Annotated in this window: 27 protein-coding genes; 12 read left to right on the top strand and 15 right to left on the bottom strand. The window is 53.9% G+C overall.

The window, feature by feature from the left end; translation table 11 throughout:
- Position 1: 1 nt before the first annotated feature.
- Entirely contained in the window at positions 2–889 is an 888-nt protein-coding gene (locus AC1MDE_RS01935) for a MurR/RpiR family transcriptional regulator (protein WP_200572759.1), read from the bottom strand.
- A gap of 418 nt (positions 890–1,307) precedes the next feature.
- Between AC1MDE_RS01935 and AC1MDE_RS01940 the strand changes: the two genes are divergently transcribed.
- From AC1MDE_RS01940 to AC1MDE_RS01955, 4 genes are all read left to right on the top strand, one after another.
- Entirely contained in the window at positions 1,308–3,437 is a 2,130-nt protein-coding gene (locus tag AC1MDE_RS01940) for a TonB-dependent siderophore receptor (RefSeq protein WP_479401699.1), read from the top strand.
- Positions 3,438–3,486: 49 nt separating this feature from the next.
- Positions 3,487–4,587 (top strand): ABC transporter substrate-binding protein, encoded by a 1,101-nt coding sequence (locus AC1MDE_RS01945; protein ID WP_479401700.1) that lies wholly within the window; start codon positions 3,487–3,489, stop codon positions 4,585–4,587.
- A gap of 240 nt (positions 4,588–4,827) precedes the next feature.
- Entirely contained in the window at positions 4,828–4,998 is a 171-nt protein-coding gene (locus tag AC1MDE_RS01950; RefSeq protein WP_034827492.1) for a KGG domain-containing protein, read from the top strand.
- Positions 4,999–5,267: 269 nt separating this feature from the next.
- Positions 5,268–6,161 carry an SDR family oxidoreductase gene (locus tag AC1MDE_RS01955; RefSeq protein ID WP_200572755.1) on the top strand — a complete coding sequence of 298 codons (894 nt, stop codon included), beginning with the start codon at positions 5,268–5,270 and terminating at the stop codon, positions 6,159–6,161.
- 43 nt (positions 6,162–6,204) lie between these two features.
- On the opposite strand, the gene AC1MDE_RS01960 is transcribed toward AC1MDE_RS01955, so the two are convergent.
- Complete coding sequence (locus AC1MDE_RS01960) at positions 6,205–7,071, bottom strand: DMT family transporter (protein WP_374754043.1); 867 nt, start codon at positions 7,069–7,071, stop codon at positions 6,205–6,207.
- A gap of 216 nt (positions 7,072–7,287) precedes the next feature.
- On the bottom strand, positions 7,288–8,193 hold the full coding sequence (locus AC1MDE_RS01965; RefSeq protein ID WP_058961281.1) for a LysR family transcriptional regulator: 906 nt from the start codon (positions 8,191–8,193) through the stop codon (positions 7,288–7,290).
- A gap of 131 nt (positions 8,194–8,324) precedes the next feature.
- On the opposite strand from AC1MDE_RS01965, the gene AC1MDE_RS01970 reads away from it, so the two are divergent.
- Together AC1MDE_RS01970 and AC1MDE_RS01975 are read left to right on the top strand one after the other, a co-directional pair.
- Positions 8,325–9,074, top strand: coding sequence for an SDR family oxidoreductase (locus AC1MDE_RS01970; protein ID WP_058961280.1), 750 nt, complete (start codon positions 8,325–8,327; stop codon positions 9,072–9,074).
- Between the two features lie 269 nt (positions 9,075–9,343).
- The gene (locus AC1MDE_RS01975) at positions 9,344–9,886 is read left to right on the top strand and encodes a carbapenem self-resistance protein CarG family protein (RefSeq protein ID WP_058961279.1); all 543 of its coding nucleotides are present in this window, start codon (positions 9,344–9,346) and stop codon (positions 9,884–9,886) included.
- 29 nt (positions 9,887–9,915) lie between these two features.
- On the opposite strand, the gene AC1MDE_RS01980 is transcribed toward AC1MDE_RS01975, so the two are convergent.
- The 3 genes from AC1MDE_RS01980 to AC1MDE_RS01990 all read right to left on the bottom strand — a co-directional run bounded on the left by AC1MDE_RS01980 (position 9,916) and on the right by AC1MDE_RS01990 (position 11,579).
- Positions 9,916–10,548, bottom strand: a complete 633-nt coding sequence (locus tag AC1MDE_RS01980; protein ID WP_058961287.1) for an alanyl-tRNA editing protein — start codon at positions 10,546–10,548, stop codon at positions 9,916–9,918.
- Between the two features lie 69 nt (positions 10,549–10,617).
- Positions 10,618–10,992, bottom strand: coding sequence for an NUDIX hydrolase (locus AC1MDE_RS01985; RefSeq protein ID WP_058961278.1), 375 nt, complete (start codon positions 10,990–10,992; stop codon positions 10,618–10,620).
- Positions 10,989–11,579 carry an NUDIX domain-containing protein gene (locus AC1MDE_RS01990; RefSeq protein ID WP_058961277.1) on the bottom strand — a complete coding sequence of 197 codons (591 nt, stop codon included), beginning with the start codon at positions 11,577–11,579 and terminating at the stop codon, positions 10,989–10,991. The genes AC1MDE_RS01985 and AC1MDE_RS01990 overlap by 4 nt, the downstream gene beginning before the upstream one ends.
- An 82-nt stretch (positions 11,580–11,661) precedes the next feature.
- Here AC1MDE_RS01990 and AC1MDE_RS01995 point away from each other — a divergent pair, with 82 nt between their 5' ends.
- The 5 genes from AC1MDE_RS01995 to AC1MDE_RS02015 all read left to right on the top strand — a co-directional run bounded on the left by AC1MDE_RS01995 (position 11,662) and on the right by AC1MDE_RS02015 (position 16,393).
- Positions 11,662–12,411, top strand: coding sequence for a DeoR/GlpR family DNA-binding transcription regulator (locus AC1MDE_RS01995; RefSeq protein WP_058961276.1), 750 nt, complete (start codon positions 11,662–11,664; stop codon positions 12,409–12,411).
- A 155-nt stretch (positions 12,412–12,566) separates the two neighbouring features.
- On the top strand, positions 12,567–13,457 hold the full coding sequence (locus tag AC1MDE_RS02000) for an oxidoreductase (RefSeq protein WP_479414968.1): 891 nt from the start codon (positions 12,567–12,569) through the stop codon (positions 13,455–13,457).
- Between the two features lie 181 nt (positions 13,458–13,638).
- Positions 13,639–14,610 (top strand): ABC transporter substrate-binding protein, encoded by a 972-nt coding sequence (locus tag AC1MDE_RS02005; RefSeq protein WP_479414969.1) that lies wholly within the window; start codon positions 13,639–13,641, stop codon positions 14,608–14,610.
- Between the two features lies 1 nt (position 14,611).
- Positions 14,612–15,634 (top strand): FecCD family ABC transporter permease, encoded by a 1,023-nt coding sequence (locus tag AC1MDE_RS02010; protein ID WP_479414970.1) that lies wholly within the window; start codon positions 14,612–14,614, stop codon positions 15,632–15,634.
- Between the two features lie 3 nt (positions 15,635–15,637).
- Positions 15,638–16,393: an ABC transporter ATP-binding protein gene (locus AC1MDE_RS02015; protein ID WP_166934148.1), complete on the top strand. Its 756-nt coding sequence runs from the start codon at positions 15,638–15,640 to the stop codon at positions 16,391–16,393.
- 253 nt (positions 16,394–16,646) lie between these two features.
- On the opposite strand, the gene AC1MDE_RS02020 is transcribed toward AC1MDE_RS02015, so the two are convergent.
- Genes AC1MDE_RS02020 through AC1MDE_RS02035 form a run of 4 tightly spaced genes read right to left on the bottom strand, consistent with a single transcriptional unit; the run spans position 16,647 to position 21,129 of the window.
- The gene (locus AC1MDE_RS02020; RefSeq protein ID WP_479414971.1) at positions 16,647–17,816 is read right to left on the bottom strand and encodes a dihydrodipicolinate synthase family protein; all 1,170 of its coding nucleotides are present in this window, start codon (positions 17,814–17,816) and stop codon (positions 16,647–16,649) included.
- Between the two features lie 16 nt (positions 17,817–17,832).
- Complete coding sequence (locus AC1MDE_RS02025) at positions 17,833–19,074, bottom strand: MFS transporter (RefSeq protein ID WP_097117783.1); 1,242 nt, start codon at positions 19,072–19,074, stop codon at positions 17,833–17,835.
- Positions 19,075–19,133: 59 nt separating this feature from the next.
- A complete protein-coding gene (locus tag AC1MDE_RS02030; protein ID WP_479414972.1) occupies positions 19,134–19,967 on the bottom strand; it encodes a sugar phosphate isomerase/epimerase family protein in 834 nt (277 codons plus the stop codon).
- 10 nt (positions 19,968–19,977) lie between these two features.
- Positions 19,978–21,129 (bottom strand): Gfo/Idh/MocA family protein, encoded by a 1,152-nt coding sequence (locus AC1MDE_RS02035; protein WP_479414973.1) that lies wholly within the window; start codon positions 21,127–21,129, stop codon positions 19,978–19,980.
- Between the two features lie 247 nt (positions 21,130–21,376).
- On the opposite strand from AC1MDE_RS02035, the gene AC1MDE_RS02040 reads away from it, so the two are divergent.
- Complete coding sequence (locus tag AC1MDE_RS02040; protein WP_479414974.1) at positions 21,377–22,012, top strand: TetR/AcrR family transcriptional regulator; 636 nt, start codon at positions 21,377–21,379, stop codon at positions 22,010–22,012.
- A 4-nt stretch (positions 22,013–22,016) separates the two neighbouring features.
- On the opposite strand, the gene AC1MDE_RS02045 is transcribed toward AC1MDE_RS02040, so the two are convergent.
- The 5 genes from AC1MDE_RS02045 to AC1MDE_RS02065 all read right to left on the bottom strand — a co-directional run bounded on the left by AC1MDE_RS02045 (position 22,017) and on the right by AC1MDE_RS02065 (position 26,815).
- Complete coding sequence (locus tag AC1MDE_RS02045; RefSeq protein WP_058961260.1) at positions 22,017–22,787, bottom strand: 3-hydroxybutyrate dehydrogenase; 771 nt, start codon at positions 22,785–22,787, stop codon at positions 22,017–22,019.
- Between the two features lie 14 nt (positions 22,788–22,801).
- Positions 22,802–24,193 carry a GntP family permease gene (locus tag AC1MDE_RS02050; protein WP_058961258.1) on the bottom strand — a complete coding sequence of 464 codons (1,392 nt, stop codon included), beginning with the start codon at positions 24,191–24,193 and terminating at the stop codon, positions 22,802–22,804.
- Between the two features lie 66 nt (positions 24,194–24,259).
- On the bottom strand, positions 24,260–25,444 hold the full coding sequence (locus AC1MDE_RS02055; protein WP_058961256.1) for an acetyl-CoA C-acetyltransferase: 1,185 nt from the start codon (positions 25,442–25,444) through the stop codon (positions 24,260–24,262).
- The gene (locus tag AC1MDE_RS02060; RefSeq protein ID WP_479400031.1) at positions 25,441–26,109 is read right to left on the bottom strand and encodes a CoA transferase subunit B; all 669 of its coding nucleotides are present in this window, start codon (positions 26,107–26,109) and stop codon (positions 25,441–25,443) included. The genes AC1MDE_RS02055 and AC1MDE_RS02060 overlap by 4 nt, the downstream gene beginning before the upstream one ends.
- Positions 26,096–26,815, bottom strand: a complete 720-nt coding sequence (locus AC1MDE_RS02065; protein WP_058961253.1) for a CoA transferase subunit A — start codon at positions 26,813–26,815, stop codon at positions 26,096–26,098. The genes AC1MDE_RS02060 and AC1MDE_RS02065 overlap by 14 nt, the downstream gene beginning before the upstream one ends.
- Between the last annotated feature and the right edge of the window lie 47 nt (positions 26,816–26,862).

The following is a 26,862-nucleotide window of genomic DNA, read 5'->3' on the forward strand; positions in this document are numbered from 1 at the left end:
GCTATTTTTTACTGGTGGGCTTTAGCGACCGATTGAGATCCTGAATACGCTTCATGGTTTTTACCGTGCGCGAAGAAGTCGCTGAAGCCACTGATAAAATCAACATCTCTAAGCACACCAGCACGGTGCCATGCAGCGGCATGCGGCCGTTTTCCCCACCGCGCGGCACGTTGATAATCACATCCGCTTCTTTAGCGAAGGCTGAATCTAAGGCATTGGTCAGCAAAATCACCGGCATCCCCAGCCGCTTCGCCTCTTTCAGGGTAGTCAGCCCTTCTTTATGGGCAGATTTCTGCGCCATCATAATCAGCACATCACCACGTTGTAAGGTGATCAACTGTTCAGCGAGGGCAATACCCGAACGATTGAGCGTGACGGCAGGAATGCCAATGCGCGTGAACAGCCGAGCACTGTAATCCGCCAGAATCCCTGAAGCATTAATGCCAAACAGCGCGACCTGACGCGCGTCGATCAACATCGCGACAGCCTGCGCGACCGCTTGCCGATTGTGAGGTTCCGAGAGGGCATCGCAGGCACGTTTATGGCCACCCAGTACGAAATCGATCCCCGAATTGATGTCACACGACAGTTCGCTGACGGTGGCGCTCATCTTCTCTTCTGAATTCATCGCCGGGCCGAACCAGGCTTTCAACGTGGTTTTCAAATCACGCAAACCGGCAAATCCCAATGCCTGAACGGCACGCACCACGGTGGCATCTGAGGTATGAGTCGCATCCGCTATTTCCATGGCGGTGGCATCTAATATTGCCTCACGATTATCGTGGATATATCGCGCGACGGATTGAAGGCTGGACGATAATGACGGCGCACGTGCGCGATAGCGCTCACCTAATACATCAACTCTATTTTTTATTTTATTTACGGCCATCTTTTTACCTGTTTGTCTTCAGGGCGTGATTTCGTCCCCCATTTAGGCACGGTATTGTAGTGATATTTCTTGTTTAATTCAGCACCCTGATCGCTATCGCTCCTTTGGGGTGGAACGTTTGATTACAGCAAGAAATCTATTTATATCACTGTTTTTGTTGCATTTATAACAATTAAACCTCAAATGGAAATGGCGCTGATGGACTCTATTCCTGCTGTAGTATCCACGCCATTATTTCCGTTTACTACTACATTCTTTCATGTTTGAATGATTCTCAATAACATCACGCCATCTCAGTTTAAGGCGCACGATCCACAGAGAATGCTTATTTCATGCACTTTTCTCTGCTGAAAATAATTTAATCCTAGCTTCGTTTCATGGACGAGATTAATTCCGCACCAACACCAGGTTTATTTAAATGAATAACAACAAGAGTTTCGCTGTTAAAGCACAATGCCATCCGGCTATTATCGCCGCTATATACGGTGTCAGCGTTTTCACTGCAGCAGGCAGTCTGGCAGCGGAGAGCAGTAATACCCTGACGGTGTCCGCGCAGGAAAGTCGCCCGCAAGGCTATAACGCCACCAGCAGTTCCGTCGCCAGCAAAACGCCCACGCCGCGTCTGAACGAAGCGCAATCGGTGAGTGTGGTGACCCAACAACAGCTTGAAGACTATCAGGCCGCTAGTCTCACTGATGCGATGCGCTTTGTCAGTGGTGTCACAGAGGGCAATACTCTGGCAGGCACCGAAGATGGCTTTGTGCGTCGCGGATTTGGCAGCAACTCTGATGGGTCAATCTATCGTGATGGCATTCGCAGCAGCCAGGGGTTGAACTTCGATGCCACCATCGAACGCGTCGAAGTGCTAAAAGGCTCGGCATCCCTGCTCTATGGCATTCAAAATCCGGGCGGCGTGATCAACGTGGTGAGCAAAAAACCGCAATATGACTGGCACACCAAAGTCAGCGGCCGTTCCTCAAGTGAAGGTGGTGGCGCTGGTACCGTTGATATCACCGGCCCGTTGGGCAACGGCTTTGCCTTTCGCCTGATTGCCGAAAAGCAGAATCAGGATTACTGGCGCAATTTTGGCAGCGACAAACATACGCTGATCGCGCCTTCGTTGCAGTGGTACGGTGAAAAAGCCAGCTTCCTCGTGAGCTATGAAGATTATCAATACGATATCCCCTACGATCGTGGCACCGCCTTTATCAATGGCAAGCCGCTGGATATCGGCTACAAAGATCGTCTCGACGACAAGGCGAATCATGCCTGGGGTCACAACAAAACCCTTAATGCGCACTATGACTGGCAGTTTAATGATGACTGGAGCACGCGCGTCACTTTTGGCTGGAATCAGCGTCAATATGACAATAATGAAGTGCGCGTCACCGCCATTAACCCCACCACCGGCGTCGTGACGCGTCGTGCCGATGCTAACCGTGGCTTTAACCACAAAACGAAATACGTTTCATGGGATCTGCTCGGTTCACAACAGTTGTTGGGCATGACCCACGATGTGGTGATCGGGACTGATTATGAGATGAATCAGACTTACCGTGCACATCAGTATCAAGGAAAATCCAACACCGGGTTTAACTTTACCGATCCGCAATACGACATCCTATCGCCGGTGACCAATAGCACCACAGAAAACACCGCCAACGCCAATAACCTGAACCGCATTCATAGCCGTTCGGTTTACGCTAAAGACAGTATTTCACTGACGGAACAGTGGATTGCGGTATTTGGCGGACGTTATCAGCATTACGAGCAGCGTGCGTCCAAAGGCTTCGATCCGGTGGTGGAAACACTGAATAGTGAAGGCAATAAATTCCTGCCACAAGCGGGGCTAATTTATAAAATCACCCCTGATGTCTCGCTTTACAGCAGCGTCAGCAAATCCTTTACGCCTTCCACCGATGTGGACGATGACGGCAATGTCGGTAAGCCCGAACAGGGCACGACCTGGGAAGTCGGCAGTAAATGGCAGATCTCGCCAAAGCTATTTGCCAGCGTCGCGCTGTACCGCATTGATGAACGCGACATGTCGCTCAGTATTAACGGTTCAACGCGGGCAATTGATAAAGCCCGCTCCAGCGGCGCAGAGTTTGAGCTGAACGGCGAAGTGTTGCCGGGTTGGGATCTCAGCGCTAACTACAGCTATGATAAGGCTGAGATTGTTGATGATGGCGTAAATTCTGCTAACAATGGCAATCGGCTGCAAAATGCACCGCGTCATTCGGGCGCACTCTATCTCAGCCACAACCTCAGTATCAACGGCATTCCCGGTGATTTCCGCGTCGGTGGCGGCGCGCGCTATGTCGGCTCGCGAGCGGGCGATCCTGAAAATAGCTTCACCATGCCGGATTACGTGGTGGCGGACAGCTTTATCGCCTGGAACAATCAGCTGTTTGGTGAAAAAACACAGCTTAAGCTGAATCTGAACAACCTGTTCAACAAGCACTATTACACCTCCAGCGGCGGCAATTTGCGCGTGCGTGAGGGTGAAACCCGTAACCTAATGCTCGAGGCCAGCGTTGAGTTCTGATTCTGTAGTTAAAGCGGGCGCCCGGCGCGCCCCTTCCCTTTGGGGGCCAATGCTGATTGTTCTGGCCTGCTTCTTACTGGTGCTTAGTAGCGCCGCGCTGGCAAAAACCGTCACGGATATTGACGGTAATCAGGTGGATATCCCTGACCATCCGCAGCGCATTGTGCTGGGCGAAAGTCGCATGCTCTACACGCTGGCGCTGCTGGAACCGGGCAATCCTTTTCAGCATATCGTTGCCTGGCCTCAGGATTTGAAAAAGTACGATAGCCAGACGTGGAACAGTTTTGCGCGTCAGTTCCCGCAAATGTTAAAAATCCCTTCCCTCGGTTCAGGCGGCCCGAATGCCATCAATCCTGAGCAGATCCTGGCACTCAAACCGGATGTGGTGATCCTGCCGAGCCTTGCGCGCTACGATGATGCCGATCTGCGCCTGGTGAGTATGCTGAAAGCCGCCCATATTCCGGTGGTGAAAATCGATCTGCGCGTGCATCTGCTGAAGAATACCCGTCGCAGCGTGGAGATTTTTGGCGAGGTGCTGAATCAGCAGGCTCGCGCGCAGGCCTTTAACCGTTTTTATGACGCACATATGCAGGTGATTCGTGAACGGCTGGCCAGTTATAATGGCGCGAAGCCTTCAGTGTTGTTGCAGCTGCATCTTGGTCGTCGCAATGAATGTTGCGTCACCGCCATCAACGGCAGCCTTGGCGAACTGTTAAATGCAGCGGGCGGCGACAATATCGCGGCTAAAACGCAGCACGGTGTGTTTGGTCGCTTGAGTGAAGAAATGGTGATCGCGGCGCAACCGGATTACTACTTCGCCACCGGATTTGGCGGTAACGAGGCGCAGGGTTTGCTGAAGCTGGGGCCAGAAGTGGCATTGCCAGCGGTGCAAAGCAGCTTCGCCCAACTGACCTCGCAGCAAAACGGATTGCGTGAATTAGCCGCGCTACGTAACGGCCACTCCGCCGTCATCTGGATGAATTTTTACCTCAGCCCCTGGCACATCGCGGCAACGGAATTTATGGCAAAAACACTTTATCCTCAGCTGTTCGCGGATGTCGAACCCGAGCAAACGTTAAAGCAAATCTTCCATGATTTCCTGCCCATACCTTATAGCGGGACCTATTTCACTCAAATCCCTGCGAGTTAATCGGCCTTATTTATAATCGAAGCGTTAAATACGCTTCGATTATATTAATAATTAATTATTAACTTCCATAATTCATTTACTTAAAAAATAAGATACGAAAAAATACTCGATAATCCACTTATACGCTGCCGCCGCGCTTGTTAATATTCACAGTGGCACTAACCTTAATTCTGCAGTCTGGACATAACGTGTGACGCTATCCACGATTATGTAATCGCAATGCATGAATGAGGGCATTTTATGGCCGAGCATAGAGGCGGTTCCGGTAACTTCGCAGATGATAAACAAAAGGCATCTGAAGCGGGTAAAAAAGGTGGGCAAAGCAGTGGCGGCGGTAGTTTTAAAGACAACCCCGAGAAAGCCTCCGAAGCCGGGAAAAAAGGCGGAAAAAGCAGTAACAAAGGCTCCTAACCCGCAGCGGGCGCGCTAGTCGCCTCAACGACAAGGATGCCAATACGTTCTACTGGCAATTGAATAAGTGCAATGACGATATATGACTGACGTCTTGCGCTTATTCTGCTTTCTCCCTCTCATTCCAGTCACGCCTTTTATTTTCATCACAGCAGTCATAATAACGCCTCGCTTAAGCTGCAAAATTTCAACTGCTCACTTTTTGACGTGACATATATCACATTTATGCCAGGCTTAATTTATCATTAGCAAAGAACATGGAGATTACGATGAGTTCATTTACCAATAAAACGCTGCTCACCCATCAATATCCGACACCTCCCTTCAAAAAACAATTACAGGATTTCCCTGGACTGGCCGCCAAAATGGAACCACGTCCGGATCATGGTGAAACCAGCTATCGTGGCACCGGCCGTTTAACCGGTCGTAAAGCGCTGATTACTGGCGGCGATTCCGGTATTGGTCGTGCAGTGGCCATCGCTTACGCGCGAGAAGGCGCCGACGTGGCGATAAATTACCTGCCCGACGAAGAACAGGATGCGGCAGAGGTGATAAAACTGATTGAAGCGGAAGGTCGTAAAGCGATTGCCATACCGGGAGATATTCGCTCCGAATCCTTTTGCCAGCAGCTGGTAAAGGAAGCGGCGACGAAACTTGATGGTCTGGATATTTTGGTCAACAACGCCGGTCGTCAGCAGTTCAATGAATCGATTCGTACCCTCTCGACAGAAGATTTTGATGCGACCTTTAAGACTAACGTGTATGCCATGTTTTGGATCACGAAGGCGGCGCTGGAGTACCTACCGGCGGGTTCATCGATCATTAACACGTCATCAGTGCAGGCCTACGATCCCAGCGCTATCCTGCTGGATTATGCCCAGACCAAAGCATCGATTGCGGCCTTTACTAAAGCTTTAGCCAAGCAGTTGGGTAAAGACCAAATCCGCGTCAACGCCGTGGCACCCGGCCCTTACTGGACTGCATTGCAGGTGTGTGGCGGCCAACCGCAGGAGAAAGTGGAGAAATTTGGTGCTTCCGCACCACTGGGTCGGCCCGGTCAGCCTGCTGAAATCGCGCCGCTCTACGTGACGTTTGCGGAAACCACCAATAGCTTCACCTCCGGACAAGTCTGGTGTTCTGATGGCGGCACCGGCACGGTTTAATCCCGATGAAGGGCGCATCACGATTGATGCGCCCTATTCGATCTTAGCCCAAGGTTTTCAGGCGCGGAGCGCGGAATACAAGCATAATGCCGAGCAGAATAGCCAGCATTCCCATCATCCCCGACCACGGCAGCGCATTACCTAACAACAGGTAATCCAGTACTGCCGTTATCACTGGAACCAGATAAAACAAACTGGTGACGTTAACGATGCTTCCCGCACTCAGCAGCCGATACAGCAGCAGCTGCGCCACCACCGAGATCATCACCCCAAGAAACAGCACGGAAATCCAGAAGTGCAACGTAAAGTCGATATGGAAGGCTTTAACCGGAAGCAGAAGAGCACACAGCGCCAGGCTCACCGCATATTGCAGCGGCAGTACCTGCGCGGGATGCTGGGACACCTTTTTCTGCATGATGGCACCAAACGTCATACACAGCAGTGCGCCGAGAGCGAAGACTATGCCGCTCAACGGCAACTGCGATGCCGCCAGACTGCGCCACACCAGCAGTATCAATCCTGCTAACGCGATCAGTAATCCCAGTAATCGCGTGCCCTGCATGCGCCTTTCCACAATGCAGAGCGTCAGGATAGGTTGTATGCCCATGATGGTGGCGATTAAACCTGGCGTCACCCCCTCGGCCATCGCCTGGAAGTAACACACTGAATAGGCACCAATCAAAATCAGACCGGTAAACATCACCGTTTTTCGGCTGCCCGCATCGGGTAACCAGCCACTCCGAAAAATGCCCACCAGCATTAATGCAACCAGCGCCACACCGAAGCGCACGATCAACAGCGCCATCGGTGAGGCATTGTCTAAACCAAGGCGAGAGAAGATGGCCGCACTGCCCCACAGCAGCACGAAGCCCGACGTCGCCGCTTGCGACGCCAAAGACGAAGAACGCATGAAAATGCTCCTAAAACAAACGTTGGAAATTTAAGCGTGAAGACTTCCGGTTCTTAATGAACCACAACGCGTGCAGGAGGCGGTGGCGGACAGCAGATCGCATACAGGCCATGTTCGTATGACGGGGAAAATGCAGCTGAATGTGTCATTTACGCTGGCCTGTAGTGAAAATGGGGGAGTTAAGAAACAAAAAGTTAACAGATCGCTGTGTGCTTGTCATCCATTGAGTCGCGCAGGAAATACCTCACGCAACCATTCGATAAACACCCGTAAACGCTGGGTCAGATGGCGGTTTTGCGGATACACCACGTGAAACGGATAGCTGGCGGGCCGCCAATCCTTCAGTATCTCCACCAGCGCGCCTGACGCTAAATCTGCCGCTGCTGCGTACCGGAATGTCTGAATGATGCCTAATCCTGCCACTGCAGCTGCCAGATGCGCGTTGCTCTCATTGATGCCAATGCGATGCTCGATTTTCATTTCCTGTTTCTCATTCCCTTGCATGAAGCGCAGGGGAAAAGCGCGTCCGCTTTGCGGGGATAAATAGCTAATCCAGCGGTGGCCATTTTTAAGCTCTTGCGGATAGGCTGGCACGCCGTAAGTTTTGAGATAAGCGGGTGCCGCGCAGGTGATCATCTCAGCATTACCAAGATGACGCGCCACCAGCGATGAATCACCGAGCGGACCGCCACGAATCACGCAATCGACATTGTCGCTAATCAGATCCACAGCCCGGTCTGATACGCCGAGATCGAGGCTAATCTCAGGAAATCGCGCGACGAAATCAGGTAACAGTGGGATGAGGACGTCACGCGCCGTTGAGCCGCCAATATCAATGCGCAGATACCCGCGAGGCGTTCCGTTTACCGCGTTAAATGCGCCATCAATATCTTCCAGGTCACGCACGATACGCAGTGCTTTATCGTAATAATCTCGTCCTTCAGGCGTGACGGTGACGCGACGCGTGGTGCGCTGTAACAGGCGCACGCCCAGATGCCCCTCTAACTCCTGCACCAGTTTGCTCAACGTGGCATTCGGCATATCCAGTGAATCGGCCGCACGGGTGAAGTTCCCCGCTTCCACCACGCGCGCAAACGCCTTTATCGCCAACAGCTGGTCCATTTTTATTATCCATGCAGAGGAATAGTGATTTCGATTTTACACCATTTATCACTAAACCGCGCAGGGTTACATTGCCTCCCATGCACTGCAACGCAGTCATTACACACTTAAATCCATTTGGGAGAACACTCATGAACACATCATTAAACGGTAAAATTGCATTAGTCACCGGCGGCACCAGCGGGATTGGTTTAGCCTCTGCCCAGGCGCTGGCAGCACAGGGCGCACGGGTGTTTATCACCGGTCGTCGCCAGCCGGAACTGGATGCCGCCGTGACGCTGATTGGCGCGCAGGCAACCGGTATCCGCGCTGATGCTTCTGTGCTGAGCGATCTGGATGCGGTGTATGCCCAGATTGCACGCCAGGCAGGCCGGCTCGATATCCTGTTCGCCAATGCTGGCGGCGGCGATATGTTACCGCTCGGTGCGATTACTGAAGAGCACTTTGACCGTATCTTTGGCACCAACGTGCGAGGCGTGCTGTTTACCGTGCAAAAAGCGTTACCGCTGCTGAGCGACAAAGCCTCGGTGATTTTGACCTCGTCCACCACTTCGGTTCAGGGCACCGCAGGATTCAGTGTTTACAGCGCCAGTAAAGCCGCCGTGCGCAACTTTGCCCGCTCATGGGCGCTGGATGTGAAAGATCGCGGAATTCGTGTCAACGTGGTGAGCCCTGGTCCGGTGCGCACGCCGGGTTTGGGCGATTTAGTGCCCGAAGATCAACGTCAGGGATTGTTCGATGCATTAGCTGCCCAGGTGCCATTGGGCCGATTGGGTGAACCCGGTGAGATTGGTCAGGTTGTCGCGTTTCTCGCATCCGATGCTTCGAGCTTTATTAATGCCACCGAACTGTTCGTGGATGGCGGCATGGCGCAAGTATGAGTTGATGGTTCAGGAAAGACGTTCACATTAGGTCTGTTTTCCTCTAACGAAGTGCGTAATGGATGACGCACTTCGTCGGTTAATCTCTTTTCTTTTAATTATTCCGTTCCCCCTTTCACATCACAGAAAAAACACCCATAATTCAGCGCGATTGGAGAGCAAAATTTTTAAAATACGCCATGATGGCCATCAGGCAGCAATACCATGCTGTCTTTCAATATTCAGGTGTTAATCCCTGATATTGTCTTAACCAGTGAGGAAAGCGTGCAGTGAAATTAAAAACTTTCGCGTTTATCGTTCTGTCATTAAGTACCGTTTTCGGTGCGCAGGGTGCTACGCGGGTCGGGTTGCTGGCAGGGGCGAATAATATCGATCTTAATCAGGATGGCATCCCGGATTTGCTGGTCTCAGCGACCTTTGACAATAACACCTCGCATCCCAGCCAGACGCTATCTGCCTTCATCAATAAAAACGGCAACTGGTTTATTTTACCGGTTCCGGATGATGATGGTTTTACCTGGTCTGATTTTCGTCTTGCGGGTTCCTCTGACAAAATCATTGGTTTTGAACTGCACAATATCCAGGGCGTTTATTACCTGATCCGCGCGATGAAATTCTCGTCAAATCAGGACAATGATGATCTGACTGAAGCCGCGCTAATAAAATTCTCTCGCTATCGGGTAGCGGAAAGCAGCGAAGAACCTGGCGCTCCGGTTTTTTATTGGCAGCTGTCTGGCACTTATACCACCTCACAAGCGTATAGCGATGTTGATCAGGCTTTCGCACAATTAAAAATAGATGAATTTAAGTAGCGCAGTGCAGGCGTTAATCCGCCTGCTCATCAATCCCGCACTTCATACTGCACCGAAAGTTCGCCCTTCTTCTCTTTCACTCGGGTAATGACAATATCGCCAACGTCACCGGTGCGCTGCACATGTGTGCCGCCACAGGCATAAGGTTTGAGATCGCCCCAGCTGACCATTCTGCGTCCGGCGTCATCCTGCAGCACGCGTGCTAAATCCTGCGCCACTAGTGCATCTACACCCTCAGCGATGATCGCTTCATCAACGGCTTGTGGTTCGCCCTGCGGTTTAAAAACGATACGTCCATTGCCGGGCCGATGATCGCCTTTGTAACCTAACCAGCCAAACTTCTCTCCGGCATAAGCAATCAGATGCCCTGCAGAATGGTAACGGGTATGCAGCTTACGCAGTGCCGCATCAATTTGGATATGCACGCAGCCCAGCGCCACTTCGCGGTCAGTGATATGGATTAACTCACCCTCGTCCTGGATGAGCTGAAGCACGTTGGCATCGCCTATCGTGCCCTTGTCAGCGGGTTGCCCACCGCCTTGCGGATGAAATAGTGTTGCCGCCAGCTGTACACGAAACTGGCCGTCTTCCTGCACTTCACAACGCAACACTTCCGTATCCATCTCCAGCAGATCGCTGAAATAGTAGGCTCTCTCCGTCATCACTTCCTCCATAACACTATCCTCCGCCCTTGGTGTTCAAATCGGCAAAACAGAGCTTGCCCTATCTGTCTATATGTATCCTGCCTGGGCCTGAACCAAGGGGATCTGTTCGATATCGTAAAAAATACTCAAACCCAAATCCTTGCCAACTTGCACATCCTGATCCGCTCCCGTTGATGCGCCAGGCATGCGTAAAATGGCATCACAACTCTGAATAAGACGATGCGCAACGGGATAAAGGAAGGCTTCGCTGATTTCATCCCCGATCCGCTGCGAACCCGCCGCATTGGCGAGCGGTAACGCCAGCCATTCACCTATCACCGGGGTATGGCCCTTTTGATAAACCTGCAACGCCATGTGATCAAGTTTCTGCATATTTTGCTCAATCAGTTGCTGATCACCGTGAGTGCCACTGCGAACCGGACCTGCGATCAGAATCATCATTGCACTTTCTCCTCAAATTGAATGTTTAATGCCAGGTGTTGCAGCAACATGATGGTTTTGGCATCTTCGATTTCACCGTTTCGGATCGCGTCCATCGCGCGTGCGAAAGGCCACTCCAGTACTTCGATATCTTCCCCCTCTTCCTCCAGACCGCCGCCAGCATGCTTTCGGTCGCCATCGTGATATTCCGCGATAAAGAAAAACAACTTCTCCGTCACCGAACCCGGGCTCATATAAGCCTCCATCACCTTCTCAATATTTGTGACAGTGTAACCAGTTTCTTCTTCTGCCTCGGCAATAATGCGCGTTTCCGGCGAGGCGTTATCCAGCAAACCGGCTGCGGCCTCGATCAAAAAGCCATCATGCCCATGGATAAAGATGGGAAAGCGGAATTGCCGTGTCAGGACGACTGTCTGTTTATGGCGGTTATAAAGTAGGATCACCGCACCATTGCCACGGTCGTAAGCTTCGCGGCTTTGCTGTTGCCAACTGCCGTCGGCACGCTGTAAATCGAAGGTGTATTTTTTTAAGGTGTACCAGTTGTCGGATAACAACTGCTCACGAATATTGCGCACTTTATGCTGCATGTTTGGTCTCCCGATGGCTGACAAAACAGACGTTATCATGCATAATCGTGCACATACAAGCAAAAACACGAATGAGAGAATTATGCTTTCCAGTCAACGTAAACAGCAGATATTGACGATTCTTGCCGATGAGCAGCAAGTGATGTCAAGCGAGCTCAGCCAGCGCTTTAGCGTCTCTGAGGACTCGATTCGCCGTGACTTAAGGGAGTTGGCCAGCGAGGGTTTACTGCAACGTGTCCACGGGGGTGCGCTGCCGGTTTCTGCTGCTATTGCCCCTTTCGAAACACGCAAAAACGTGCAAATCAGTTCTAAGCGCCTGATCGCGCAAAAAGCGGTGCAACTGATTCAACCGGGTCAGGTGGTGATTATTGATGGCGGTACAACCACAGCGGAAATGGTGCAACTGCTGCCCAAAGAACTGGCTTTTACCGTGGTGACCCACAGTCCGAGTATTGCCGTCGCCCTGGTTGATTTTCCTCTGGTTGAGGTGATTCTGATTGGCGGCCAACTGTATCGTCACTCGGTGGTTGCCGTGGGATCAGCGGTGATCGAAGCCATTGCACACATCAATGCAGACCTGTTCTTTATGGGCGTCACCGGAGTACACAAAACCGCAGGGTTAACCACGGGTAATTACGAAGAAGCCGGTGTGAAACGTGCACTGGCGGCGCGTGCGGCGGAAACGGTGGTGATGGTCTCTAAAGAGAAACTCAACTCAGCATCGGCGTTCGCCATTGGCGATCTGTCACTGGCCAGCACACTGATTGTTGATGGAGAACCTGATGCTGAGATGCAGCAACTGCTGCAACAGAAACAGATAGCCCTGCTGTAATTCGCCCTTTCAATGCAGGCATTGAGTGATTATCCCGCGCTATGATTTTTCTATCTGGCCGATGGAACGCACATCATTCAGTCACAATGCCAGGCTGTAATAGAGAGTTTTCGCTGACCCTGAGGGCAGCACTGGATAAACAGGAGAATAGCTGCATGACTGAGTTTCCAACCATCGCCCTTGTCGGACCCGGCGCCATCGGCACCACTGTGGCTGCCGCGCTGCATGAAATGAATCGCACGCCAACACTGTGTGGGCGTACGGCACATACACAATTGCTGCTGCGCCACGGAGACGGTGAGGTTGTGGTGCCTGGCCCGGTGCTGAGCAATCCTGAAGCGATCGCCAGGCCCTTTGATTTGGTGTTTGTGGCGGTCAAAACTACCCAGGTGGCGGAAATTGCACCCTGGCTGGCGGTGTTGTGCGATGAGAATACGGTGGTGTGCGCGCTGCAAAATGGCGTGGAGCAACTTGAACAGCTGTCTCCATTAGTCAATGGCGCAACGGTACTGCCTTCTGTGGTGTGGTTCCCGGCTCAGCGCGAGCCTGATGCCTCGGTGTGGTTACGCGCGAAGCCGCGCCTGACTGTGCCCGACGTCGCGCCAGCACAGCGTATTGTGCAAGCACTGCAAGACTCGCGCTGTGCGGTCGAATTGGAGGCAGATTTCCTCACCATTGCCTGGCGCAAACTGTTGCAAAACGCCGTCGCCGGTTTAATGGTGCTCGCCAATCGCCGCGCCGGGATGTTTCAGCGCGAAGATATCACCGAGCTGGGTCTGGCCTATCTGCGGGAGTGTCTGACTGTGGCGCGTGCGGAAGGCGCCAATCTGAGCGACAACGTGCCGCAGGAAATTATGGCTGGCTTCCATCGCGCCCCGGCAGATTTAGGCACCTCGATCCTGGCGGATCGTCAGGCCAATCGCCCGCTTGAGTGGGACATCCGTAATGGCGTGGTGCAGCGACGCGGCAAAGCACAAGGCATCGCGACACCGATCAGTGATGTGGTGGTGCCTCTGCTGGCGGCAGGAAGTGATGGTCCGGGTTAAGATCAGAGTGAAGTCCGGGCCACGGACTTCGCTTCAATAGCCTTAACACTTAACACTCACAATGGGTATCAGAATCAATTGACATGAATACATCAGACTTGCCATTATGTTACGTTATAACATAACACTACGTAATCGGTAAATCATGCGCACTTTTTCGACCCGCCTTTTAGCACTCATAATGGTATTCAGCAGTTCAGCCGCACTGGCTTCCGCCTTTCCACTCAACATTGAAAACTGCGGTAAAACGGAAACCTTTTCACGACCACCTGCACGCGTGGTGACCATTGGTCAGCATGAAACAGAACTCCTTCTGGCACTTGGCCTGGAGAGTAAAATCGCGGGAACCGCCGTCTGGTTCGGCCCTCTCCCCCCTGAATTAGCACAGGCTGGCAGTGGCCTTAAACGCCTCGCGGACAACTCACCGGGCTTTGAAGCCGTCGTCGCGCAAAAACCTGATTTGGTTTTGGCGCAGTACAGTTGGCATGTTGGGCCTCAGGGTGAAGTCGCTACTCGCGATCAATTTGAACAACCTGGCATCAAAAGCTGGATTTCACCTGCTGATTGTCAGGGCAAATCGGTCACCGCCACTTCAAACGGCGACGGTGCGCGCGTGAAACCTTACTCGATTGAGGTGATTTATGATGAAATCACCGCGCTTGCCAACATCTTCGATGTGACGGAGCGTGGCGATGCTTTAAAGGAGAAGTTATCTGCACGAATCGCTCAGGCACAACAACAGGCGGCGCTTCACACCAGCAAACCCCTTAAGGTGGTGTATTGGTTCTCAAGCACACGCCTTAAAGGCGATCCGTGGATCGCAGGCAGTGATGGTGCGCCAGGCTGGATCACTCAGACTCTAGGCCTCAAAAATATCATTGATTCCTCCGATGAATGGCCCGCCGTGAGTTGGGAACATATCGCACAGTCTCAGCCCGATATCATCGTCATCGCCAGCATGGATAGAAGGCTGTATCCGGCCGATGATGTCGCGGTAAAGCAAGCCTTTCTCAAAAGCGATCCCGTCACACGAGAAATGAACGCGGTTAAGCAGGGTCATATCGTGGTCGTGCCTGCGATGTCACTCAATCCGTCCCTGCGCAATGTCGATGCGGTTGAACTGATCGGTCAGAAGATTGCCGCGTTTAAATAGTATGAATCGGGCTTACCCATTTAAGATCGGCTTTATTTTCATCACGGGCCTTATCAGCTTGCCCGTGATGATGATCTTCTCATCCAGCATTGGCGATATGTCCATTTCATTGAGCGCCACTTTCCAGGCGATCACCAACGGGGTGGGCTTGACGCATTATGATCTCCCTCCCGTTGAAGCTGGCATCGTCTGGCAATATCGGATGAGCCGGGCCTTTATGGCCGCCTGCAGTGGAGGTGGCTTAGCGATATGTGGCCTGGTGTTGCAATCGTTGTTAAGAAACCCGCTGGCGGAACCCTATCTGTTGGGTATCTCTGCGGGTGCTTCCACCGGGGCCGTAATGGTGATGCTGCTGGGTATTGGCAGCGGCGTGTTGACGGTTGGCAGTGGTGCCTTTGCCGGCGCTTGCCTGGCATTTGGCTTGATCATATTGCTCTCACGAGGGATGGGGGAAAACACCGGGCGCATCATTTTGGCCGGGATTGCCGGAACACAGCTGTTCAATGCGCTCACGTCTTACATCGTCAGCACATCAGCCAATGCGGAGCAATCGCGCGGTGTGATGTTTTGGCTCTTAGGCAGTTTAAGCGGCGTTCGCTGGCCAGATGCCGTTCTGTGCGCCATCGTCATCGTCAGCGGATTTGGGGTGATCATGTGCTATGCACGCACGCTGGACACGTTTTCATTTGGTGTCGATGTCTCGGTAACGTTAGGTACTCCGGTTGTGAAAGTGCGGGTGGTGTTGCTGTTGATTACGGCATTCATCACGGCGGTGATTGTCAGCTCAATTGGGGCGGTGGGATTTATCGGATTGGTCATCCCGCACGTGACCCGCATGCTGGTTGGACAGCGACACCTTATCACCCTTCCCGTGACATTCCTGTCGGGCTGCCATTTCATGATCCTTGCCGACTTGATGTCGAGAACGTTGATCGCACATCAGGTTTTACCCATTGGCGTGGTGACTGCATTATTGGGCGCCCCTGCTTTTGCCTTCCTTCTCTATCAACGAAAGGGCAACTAAACGATGACGATATCGGTCAGTGACCTCAGCGTCCAACTTCAAGCGCGTCGCATCCTCACCACGGTCTCCTTCGACGCAGCTCAGTCTGCAACCGTAGGTTTGCTTGGGCCCAACGGTTCAGGAAAATCTACGCTACTGCGTGCGCTGGCTGGGCTAATGCCTGATACAGGCGCGAAGATAACGCTCGGCGAACTGAGGCTGAACCAACTTTCGCGCAATCAGCTGGCGCGCAAACTGGCCTTTGTCCCGCAACACGCCGAGGCCGATGATGAACTCACGGTGATTGACATTATTCGTCTCGGGCGCACACCTCATCGTGGCGCATTCCAGTTCTGGACGGCAGAGGATGCCAGCGCCGTTGACGAGGCGGTGGCGTTAATGCAACTGGAAAATTTGGTCGACCGCTGCTGGCAACGATTATCCGGCGGTGAGCGCCAGCGTTGCCAAATCGCCCGCGCCTTGGCGCAAAAACCGGATGTTTTACTGCTGGATGAACCCGTCAATCACCTCGACATCCAATTCCAGCTTGAATTGATGCGTCTTATCTCTTCGTTGCCCGTGACGGTGGTGATTGCTCTTCACGATCTGAATCTGGCGGCAAAATATTGCCAACACCTTGTGGTACTCGATCAGGGTCGCGTGGTTTCAACGGGTAAGCCCAAAGCCGTCCTCACACCCGAACGCATACACACAACGTGGCGGGTTCAGGCGCAGATCACGACATCAGCACAGGGGGCGCTCAATATTCAATACGTATGAGTCAGCGCTTGAAGCCCACGGCTATACAGCCATCAGGAAACGGTATGTTCAGTAACAAAATATTCCTGCAATAATGGAATGCCACAATCGTGGTTGCAGTACATACACGCGCGTCACCTACGAGATTATTCGATAGCCGCTGCTATCAAGCCCGCCAATGGCGGGCTTTTTTTCACTCTAACTGAGTCAGTCTTTTTTTCCGTCAAAAAGTCAGGCGGCTTAATTAGCGTCTAATTGCGATTAGGACGATGAGTTAGATGCCGTGCAACTTCGCCAGCGACCACATGCGTTCAGCAGCCACATCCGCGTTATTCAACAAACCAGCCTCATCCGCCAGTCTAAAGGCTTCAGAGTAGTGCGTCAGACTGCGCGCACTCTGCATGCCGCCCAGCAAGGTGAAATGCTTCTGATGGCCATTCAACCAGGCCAGGAACACGATGCCCGCCTTGTAATACTGCGTGGGTGCCGAGAACAAATGGCGTGCCAGCGGCACTGTCGGTGCCAGAATCCGTTCAAAGCTGGCGCGATCGCCCTGTGCTAATGCATGCAGTGCGCTGGTGGCGGCCGGTGCAATGCCGTCGAGAATGCCCAGCAGCGCATGCGAGAAGCCTTGCTCATCACCGGCGATCAGTTCGGGATAGTTAAAGTCATCGCCGGTATACATTTTGACGGAAGCCGGCAGCTGGCGCCGCATCTCAATTTCACGATCTTTATCCAGCAGTGAGATCTTTATCCCCTCTACTTTTGCCTCATTTTCGCGAATCACCGCCAGACAGACCTCCATCGCACTGTGAATCGTCGCGCCCCCCCAGTAACCGCGTAGTGCGGGATCAAACATGTCCCCCAGCCAGTGCAAAATAACCGGCTCACGCACCTGGCGCAGAAGCGTGCTGTAAACGGTGATGTAATCCTCTGGCCCCTTAGCAATGGCAGCGAGCGCGCGACTGGCCATTAAGATAATACGGCCGCCACAGGCTTCGATTGCTGAGATTTGCTGCTCATACGCGGCAATCACATCCTGTAGAGTCAGTTGGGAAAAGTCCGTCAGATGATCGGTGCCAGCCCCGCTGGCGACCCGTGCCCCCGGATAAGTTTTCGCTTGCTCAACGCTGCGTTTTATAAGCTCCAGCGCGGTTGGCCAATCCAGCCCCATGCCGCGTTGCGCGGTATCCATGGCTTCCGCGATGCCCAATCCCAGCGACATTAAATGATGGCGATATTCCAGCGTGCTGTCCCAGTCAATCGCCATATCGCTATGTGGATTTTGCATGCGCTGCGGGTCGGCAACCACATGCGCAGCGGCATACACGTCACGGTTAAATAGCGGTTTCACCGGTACGCTCCAGTGGCGCTCACCCTGCATGATGTAGCTGTAGGGCTGACCGTTGCGATCCAGTAAACGCACTTTATTGCTCACAGACATGGTTCTGTTCCTTATTTCAGTGTTTTGCCAGATGCCCGGACGGCATCACATTCTGCGAACTGTTGTGGCTTCCGATAGGCAGGCGACGCACCCCCAGCAATACCAGGCTGCTGCAGATAATGACGCAGGCGGCGACCAGCCAGACCGGTTGCAAGGTGTAATGTTGCGCGTAATAACCCGCCACAATCGGCGAGATGCCGCCCGCCGCCATTCCCATATTCATCACAAAGCCGATGGCGGAACCACGCAGAGAAGGCGGCACCAGTTCAGCGGTGAGCGAGAGAACAATGGGTGTAATCGGATAGCCAAGGAAACCGAGGATCAGCACCAGCACAATCACCAACGGCACCGAGAGATTGAATGCCATGGCGGCCATCACCAGCCCGCTGATAAAAGTAATGGTCATCAGAATGGTGCGACGACGTTTGAAATCGCCCTTGTCGCAGTAGCGCCCCAATACAAAACCGCCCAGCGCACCTGTAATGCCCAGCAGACTGGCGATGGTGCCTGCAGTGCCAATCGACAGATTTTTTACCTGCATCAAATAGCTCGGTGCCCACAGCAGCACAATCCACCAGCCTGCCAGCAGCACGAAATAGAACGCAGCCATCAGCAACACCGGCGCATGGCGGAACAAGGTTTTTAATGGCACTTTTTCCGCTGCCTGGCGTGCAATCAACTCGGCAGGTTTACGATCATTTTTCACCAGCACCAGATACAACAGCGCCACCAGCATGCCCATCGCGCCCGCCACGTAGAACACCACGCGCCAGCCAAAGATCGGACCGAGCATGGCGCCCATCCATGTACCGAGGAATCCGCCAATCGGATACCCCATCCAATAGAGTGACATCACGGTGGTGCGCTGTTTTTCGCTGGTCACGTTGGCCACTTCGAGCGAGGCGGCAGGCCAGAAGATGCCCTCACCGATGCCCGTCATCACGCGGTAAAAAATCAGGCTGGTCATGCTGCCCGCAACACCGGTTAGCAGTGTCGCCAGTGAAAACATCATCAGGCCGAGAATCAATACCGGTTTACCGCTTAACTTGTCGGCGATAATGCCGGAAATGAACAGAAAGACGATGAAGCCAAAAAAGAAGGAGGAGAGCAGAATGCCACTCTCCGCTTTACCGAGACCGAACTCTCCGGCGATCAGCCCGATGGCTGATGACACCGTCATGCGATCCACCGAGTACATCATGTAGCCAAGGCCGCACAGCACGGTGACCAGAATCATTTTGCGGGTATCTGTATTCATCTTTTCCTCGACAATGTCTGTGACCGACGAAAACAGCTTTTCAGCTCTGTCAGATACGGTTAACCGTGCGCCAGATGGCGAGCCTTGCAGGTCTTAAGCACCTCATCTGGATCCTGAGTCCACCAGTTCAGGCGGGAGAAAATTTCCACTTCATGTAGTCCGCGATAACCCTGGGCTTCTACCGCTTCCCGCATCGCGCGGATATCGATAACGCCATCGCCCATCATGCCGCGATCTTCCAGCAGATCCCGCGTAGGCGTGAGCCAGTCGCAGATATGAAACGCCAGCAGCCGTTTCAGACCCGCACGGGCGATTTCCTGATAAAACTCAGCATCCCACCAGGTGTGATAGACATCGACGGCAATCCCCAGTCCATCCTCACCCAATTCATCGCAGAGATCGTTAGCCTGCTTCAGCGTGTTAATGCAGGCGCGGTCCGCTGCGTACATGGGATGCAGCGGCTCAATCGCCAGCGGCATGCCACCCGCGCGGGCGTACTCCAGCAGTGCGCTGAGTCCATCACGCACTTGCTGTCGCGCCCCCGGCAGATCTTTCGAACCTGCCGGTAAACCGCCGACCACCAGCACCAGGCACTCTGCGCCCAATTCCAGCGCTTCATCCACCGCTCGCTGGTTGTCGGCCAGGGTCGCCTGGCGTGCTTGCTGATCAACGCCGGGAAACATGCCACCCCGGCAGTAGCCACTCACCCGCAGATCGTGATGACGAATCAGCCGCGCCGCTTCTGCTAAACCGATATTTGCTACCTGATCGCGCCACGGCGAGATGCCGCGAATCTCATGGCGCGCACAACCTTCAATAATTTGCCGCAAATCCCACTGCTGGCGCACGGTCGCGGTGTTCAGGGAAAGTTGTTCGGAATGGGGACGACTCATGTTCAGCTCCTTAGCGTTCCAGCGATGGCACATCAACCCAGCGGCGCTCTTTCCAGCTTTTCAGAGCCAGATCGACTAGTTGCAGACCTTTGGCTCCTTCCAGCAGATCCCAGCGATATTCCCCTTCGCCCCAGACGTGGCGTAAAAACAGCTCCCACTGCACTTTGAATGCATTGTCATAGACCTGGGTATCCGGCACGCTGGCCCAGTCATCGAAGAAGCTATGGGTTTGACGGATATCCGGATTCCACACCGGCTTTGGCGTGTTGACGCTAGCCTGCGTAAAGCAATCGCTAAGGCCAGCCACCGCTGAACCGTTGACGCCATCCACCTGGAATGTCACCAGATCATCGCGGCGCACGCGCACGCACCATGAACTGTTGATCTGAACAATCGCGCCGTTGTGCAGTTCGAAGGTGGCGTACACCGCGTCATCCGCCGTGGCGTCATAAGGTTGCTGCTGTTCATCCCAGCGCTGTGGAATGTGGGTTGCGCCGATGCAGCTCAGGCTTTTGATTTCACCGAACAGGTTGTCGATGACGTAGCGCCAGTGGCAAATCATGTCGAGGATAATGCCGCCGCCATCTTCGCTGCGGTAGTTCCAGGATGGACGCTGGGCCGGTTGGCGATCGCCTTCAAATACCCAGTAACCAAATTCACCGCGCACCGATAACACGCGACCAAAGAAGCCGGATTCATTTAGCAAACGCAGCTTTTGCAGACCCGGCAGCCATAGCTTGTCCTGCACCACGCCGTGACACACGCCTTTTTCTAGTGCGAAATGGTATAGATCCAGCGCATCATCCAGCCCCATCGCTACCGGCTTTTCCGAATAAACGTGTTTCCCCTTGCTGATGGCTTTCTTCAGCAAAGCCGGACGTGCCTGGGTGGTGGCTGCATCAAAAAAGATGATGTCATGCGGATTATTCAGTGCTTCATCAATGTTGGTTCCCCAACGTTCGATACCAAATTCCCGCGCCAGCGCAGCCATTTTTTCCGCGTTGCGGCCAATCAGAATCGGATCGGGCATCAATCGGTCGCCATTGGCCAGCGCCACACCGCCCTGCTGCCGAATCTGCACAATCGAACGGATGAGATGTTGATTTTTACCCATTCGCCCGGTCACGCCGTGCATGATGATGCCCACTGGAATCTGCGCCATGTATTCACCTCAAAGTCGTTTGTGATGGAAGTAACACGTTCAACATCTATTTCAACGCTCCGCCGTTCGCTGATTCATAATCAATCAACTAACTGGTTGATGACGTCACTATAATGGGCAGAAAGAGACCTGACTTTGATCGAATTCACATAACCAACTAGTTAGTTGAAAATCTTTTGCCCTTGTTTTATGCGCAAAAAGAGGCACTATAATGCTCAGTAAAACAGTGATATGTGGGGATTCTGCTTTGGTTGATCGTGTTGCGAGTAACATTGAGGATGTCACGGATAAGCAGGTGCGGATACTGATGGCCGCGCGCGCAGAGTTCGCTGAGAAAGGATTCGACGGTGCACGCGTTGATAGCATCGCCGAACGCGCTCATGCCAATAAGCAACTGATTTACTACTACTTCACTAACAAAGACATACTGTTTACCCGCGTGCTGGAAGAAGCCTATCGTGACATTCGCGAGCAGGAAGCAGCCTTAATGCTCGATCACCTCCCCGCCGATCAGGCAATTTTGCAGCTGGTGGAGTTCACCTGGCACTATTACCTGAAAAATCCCGAATTCATTCGCCTACTCAACAGCGAAAATCAGCTCAAGGCGCGGCATCTCAAAGATTCTGACATCACCGTGCAGATTAATAAGAGCTGGAGCAGTATCACCCAGCAATTGCTGCAACGAGGACGCGTCGAAGGAAACGTGCGCGAGGATATCGATGTGATGCAACTCAACATCAATATCTCCGCGCTGGGCTTTTTCTATCTGATCAATCAGTCAACGCTGTCGATTATCTACCAGCAGGATCTCAGTGCCAAAGCGGCGCTGGATGAGCGCCTGCGCGTGATGAAAGAGTGTATTGCCGCGTGGATAAAGCCGTGATGCATTACTGCGCCAGCCAGCCGCCATCCATGTTCCAGGCCGCGCCGCGCACCTGCGCACCGCCCTCACTGCACAGAAACAGCACCAATGCTCCCAACTGCTCAGGTGTAACAAAAGCCTGAGCAGGTTGTTTTTCTGACAATAACGCCAGGCGCGCGGTTTCGGCATCCTCGCCGGCTGCAATGCGTTTATCGATCTGCTGCTGCACCAGCGGCGTTAGCACCCAGCCCGGACAGATGGCGTTGCAGGTGATCGGTGATTGCGCGTTCTCCAGCGCAATCACTTTTGTCAGCCCTACCACCCCATGCTTCGCAGCGACATAAGCGGCTTTCTCTTTCGATGCTACCAGCCCATGCACGGAGGCGATATTAATGATGCGCCCCCAGTGACGTGCCTGCATACCGGGTAATACGGCGCGACTGGTGTGGAACACCGAAGAGAGATTGATGGCAATAATCGCATCCCACTTCTCTACCGGGAAAGATTCCACCGGCGCGGTGTACTGAATACCGGCATTATTTACCAGAATATCTACCGCACCATAGTGTGCCTCTGCCCACTCAATCATCGCGGCGATTTGGTGCGGATCGGACATGTCTGCCGCGTGATAGTCCACTGTTGCCCCGGTGGCCGTGATAATCGCTTTCGCGTGTTCCACTTCGCCAAAACCGTTGAGTATCACCGTGGCGCCCGCTAGTGCCAGTTGCTCCGCGATACCTAATCCGATACCGCTGGTAGACCCGGTCACCAGTGCCACTTTTCCCGTTAATTGCATCGATTCATCCTCCTTCAGACAATGCCGGTGAGGTAAAACACCCCAATCACAAACAGCACGGCCAGACTTTTGATAATGGTGATGGCGAAGATGCCACCATACGCTTCTTTATGTGTTAACCCGGTGATCGCCAGCAAGGTGATCACCGCGCCATTGTGTGGCAGTGTGTCCATCCCGCCGCTGGCCATCGCCGCCACGCGGTGCAGCACTTCCATCGGAATCCCCGTGGCCTGCGCCGCCTGCACGAAGTGTTCTGCCATCGCTGCCAGCGCAATACTCATCCCACCCGATGCCGAACCGGTGATCCCCGCCAGCACGGTAATACTGATCGCTTCATTGAGAAGCGGGTTGGGAATCGCCTGCAGCACGCCAGACAGCACGACAAAGCCCGGCAACGCAGCGATTACCGCACCAAAACCGTACTCGGAGGCGGTATTCATCGCCGCCAGTAACGCACCGGCGACCGCCGTACGACTGCCTTCTGCCAGACGACCACGAATGTTGCGCCAGCCAAAAATCAGCACCACCAGAATGCCGCTGAGCAGCGCCGCCTGTACTGCCCAAATCGCGGTGGTTTTCTTAATATCGGTGAGGATCGGCGTGGGATTTCCCGGTAGCGTGATGCTGCTCTGCGCGCCGTACCACGACGGGATCCACCAGGTGAAGCAGAGATTGAGCACTCCGACCAGAATCAGCGGCAGAATGGCGATCAGCGGATGCGGCAAACGAACATCTTCCGCCGTTTCTGGCTCATTCTTCAGGTTAGTGCCATAGGGTTCCTGGTTGGCCTGTGCCCGACGGCGTTGCCGATCCAGCCACAGCAAGCCCACCACGATAATAAACAGCGATCCGATCAATCCCAGCCACGGTGCTGCCCAGGCGTTAGTGCCGAAGAAACTACCGGGAATGATGTTCTGGATTTGTGGTGTGCCGGGCAGTGCATCCATGGTGAAGGAGAACGCACCCAGAGCCACCGTTGCCGGAATCAAGCGCTTAGGGATATTGCTCTGACGAAACAGTTCTGCGGCAAACGGATAAACGGCAAAGGCCACCACAAACAGCGACACGCCGCCGTACGTCAGCAGTGCGCACACCAGTACAATCACCGGGATGGCATGGCGACGCCCTAGCAGCGCAATGGCCGCCGTGACGATCGAGCGTGAGAAGCCGGATAGCTCAATCAACTTGCCAAAGATGGCACCCAGCAGAAACACCGGGAAGTAGAGCTTCACAAAGCCCACCATCTTATCCATAAACAGACCGCTGAACACCGGCGCGACCGCAGCCGGTTCGGTTAACAGCACCGCTAACAGCGCGGCAATCGGGGCGAACAAAATTACGCTATAGCCGCGATAGGCGGCTAACATCAGCAACCCAAGCGCAGCGAGGGCAATAACGACACTCATGTTGCTTCCTTATTATTTTGTAGGGTTGAAGGTAAAGACATTGCCAATAATTTGAATCGGTCCGCCTCAATCCGGGCGTTCAACCGCCAGGGCGACGCCCATGCCGCCGCCAACACACAGCGTTGCCAGACCGCGCTTCAGCTCACGCTGCTGCAAGGCATGAATGAGCGTCACCAGAATGCGGCAGCCGGAGGCACCAATCGGATGACCCAGCGCAATGGCACCGCCGTTGACATTGACCCGTTCCGGCTGCCAGTTAAGCGCTTTGCCTACCGCCAGAGCCTGAGCGGCAAAGGCTTCGTTAGCTTCGATTAAGTCCACTTGATCCAGCTCCCAACCAGCCTGTTTCAGGGCTTTGTTGGTCGCAGCCACCGGGCCGATACCCATCACCGCCGGATCCACGCCAGCAATGCCGCTTCCGGTCAATCGCGCCAGCACCGGTAACCCCAATGCGGCGGCGCGTGATGCTGACATCAACAGCACGGCGGCCGCGCCATCATTCAGGCTGGAAGCATTACCTGCGGTCACGCTGCCGTCCTTTTTAAAGGCGGGATGCAAACGCGCCAGCCGCTCGGCTGAACTGTCCGCGCGTGGCTGTTCATCTTCACCGATCACCAATGTCTCGCCTTTAGCCTGCGCCACCGTGACGGGCGTGATTTCTGCACGGAAGGCGCCCTGCTGCTGTGCCGCTACCGCTTTCTGTTGGGATTGCAAGGCAAAGGCATCCTGATCGGCACGGCTAATGTGGTATTCGTCGGCAAGATTCTCGGCAGTGATCCCCATGTGGTAGTCGTTAAACGCATCCCACAAACCATCGTGGATCACGCTGTCCATCAGTTGACTGTGACCCAAACGACAGCCGCCACGCGCCTCCGGCAGCAGATAAGGGGATTGGCTCATACTCTCCTGACCGCCCGCGATAATGATCTCGGCGGCACCGCTTTGAATGGCTTGCGCGGCCTGAATCACCGCTTTCAGCCCTGAGCCACATACCATGTTCAGCGTGCTGGCTGGCACGCTGTAAGGCACACCCGCCGCCACAGCCGCCTGGCGCGCAGGGTTTTGCCCGCATCCAGCGGTGAGTACCTGCCCCATAATGACCTCATCGATTAGCGTGGGATCGAGCGCGGTTTGTTTCAGCAGTGTGGCAATCACCTGCTGGCCCAGTTCTGCAGCAGTAAGAGACGCCAGCGCACCGTGAAAACGGCCGATGGGCGTGCGGGTGGCTGCCACAATCACACATTCGTTCATGATGCCTCCTGGGAAAAACGCATTTCACGGACATCATCGGCGATGCGTAATTGCCCGGCCGTCTTTGCACGGATCTCATCGGGCGTGACGCCCGGCGCATACTCACGCAGCACAAAAGCGCCCTCTTCAATCTCCAGCCAGCCGAGTTCAGTAATCACTTTACGAATACAGCCGACGCCGGTAAGCGGCAAAGTGCATTCGGACAGCAGTTTTGATTCGCCATGCTTTGATGCGTGCGTCATCATCACGATGATGTTTTCCGCACCCGCCACCAGATCCATCGCACCGCCCATGCCCTTGACCATTTTTCCGGGGATCATCCACGACGCGATGTTGCCGCTGACGTCCACTTCCAGCGCGCCCAGCACGGTAAGATCAACATGGCCGCCGCGGATCATGGCGAAAGACTGTGCCGAATCGAAGATTGCCGCACCCTTTCTTGCGGTCACCGTCTGTTTGCCGGCATTGATCATGTCGGCATCCAGTTCGGCTTCGGTGGGAAACGCCCCCATGCCCAACAAACCGTTTTCCGACTGCATCATTACGTCCATGCCCTCAGGTACGTAGTTGGCCACCAGCGTCGGCATACCAATGCCGAGATTGACGTAATCACCATCGCGTAGCTCCTGTGCCACGCGCTGCGCCATCTGTTCACGCGTGAGCATGTGCGCCTCCTTCACTCAGGGTGCGTTTCTCAATGCGTTTCTCGAAGTTGCCCTGTATCAGGCGATCGACATAAATGCCCGGCGTATGAATAGCTGCTGGATCCAGTTCACCTGGCGCCACAATCTCTTCAACTTCAACAACGGTGACACGGGCAGCCATTGCCATCAGTGGGTTGAAATTCTGCGCGGTGTGGCGATAGATCACATTGCCGTACCAGTCCGCTTTCCAGCCTTTGACGATGGCGAAGTCACCGCGTATCGCCTGTTCCAGAATGTAGTGGCGCCCATCGAATTCTCTGACTTCTTTACCTTCTGCGACTGGCGTGCCATAGCCGGTGGCCGTATAAAATGCGGGGATACCCGCGCCGCCTGCGCGCACTTTTTCCGCCAGCGTACCCTGCGGCGTGAGAATCACTTCCAGTTCACCGCTGAGCATCTGCTGCTCGAACAACGCGTTCTCACCGACGTAAGAGGCGATCATGGTTTTGATCTGCCGATTCTCCAGCAGCAGCCCGAGGCCAAAGCCATCCACCCCGCAGTTATTCGAGACCACGGTCAGCCCCTTAATGCCCTGCTGACGAATTTCGGCGATGAGATTTTCTGGAATACCGCACAGGCCAAATCCCCCCGCCAGCAGCGTCATGTTGTCTTGCAATCCAGCCAGCGCCTGCTGATAACTGGTGACGCGTTTGTCTAATCCTGCCATTGCTGTACATCTCCTCAGCTCACCGAATAAAGCCATCCTCGCGTCAC

This window comes from Pantoea folii (assembly GCF_056678875.1).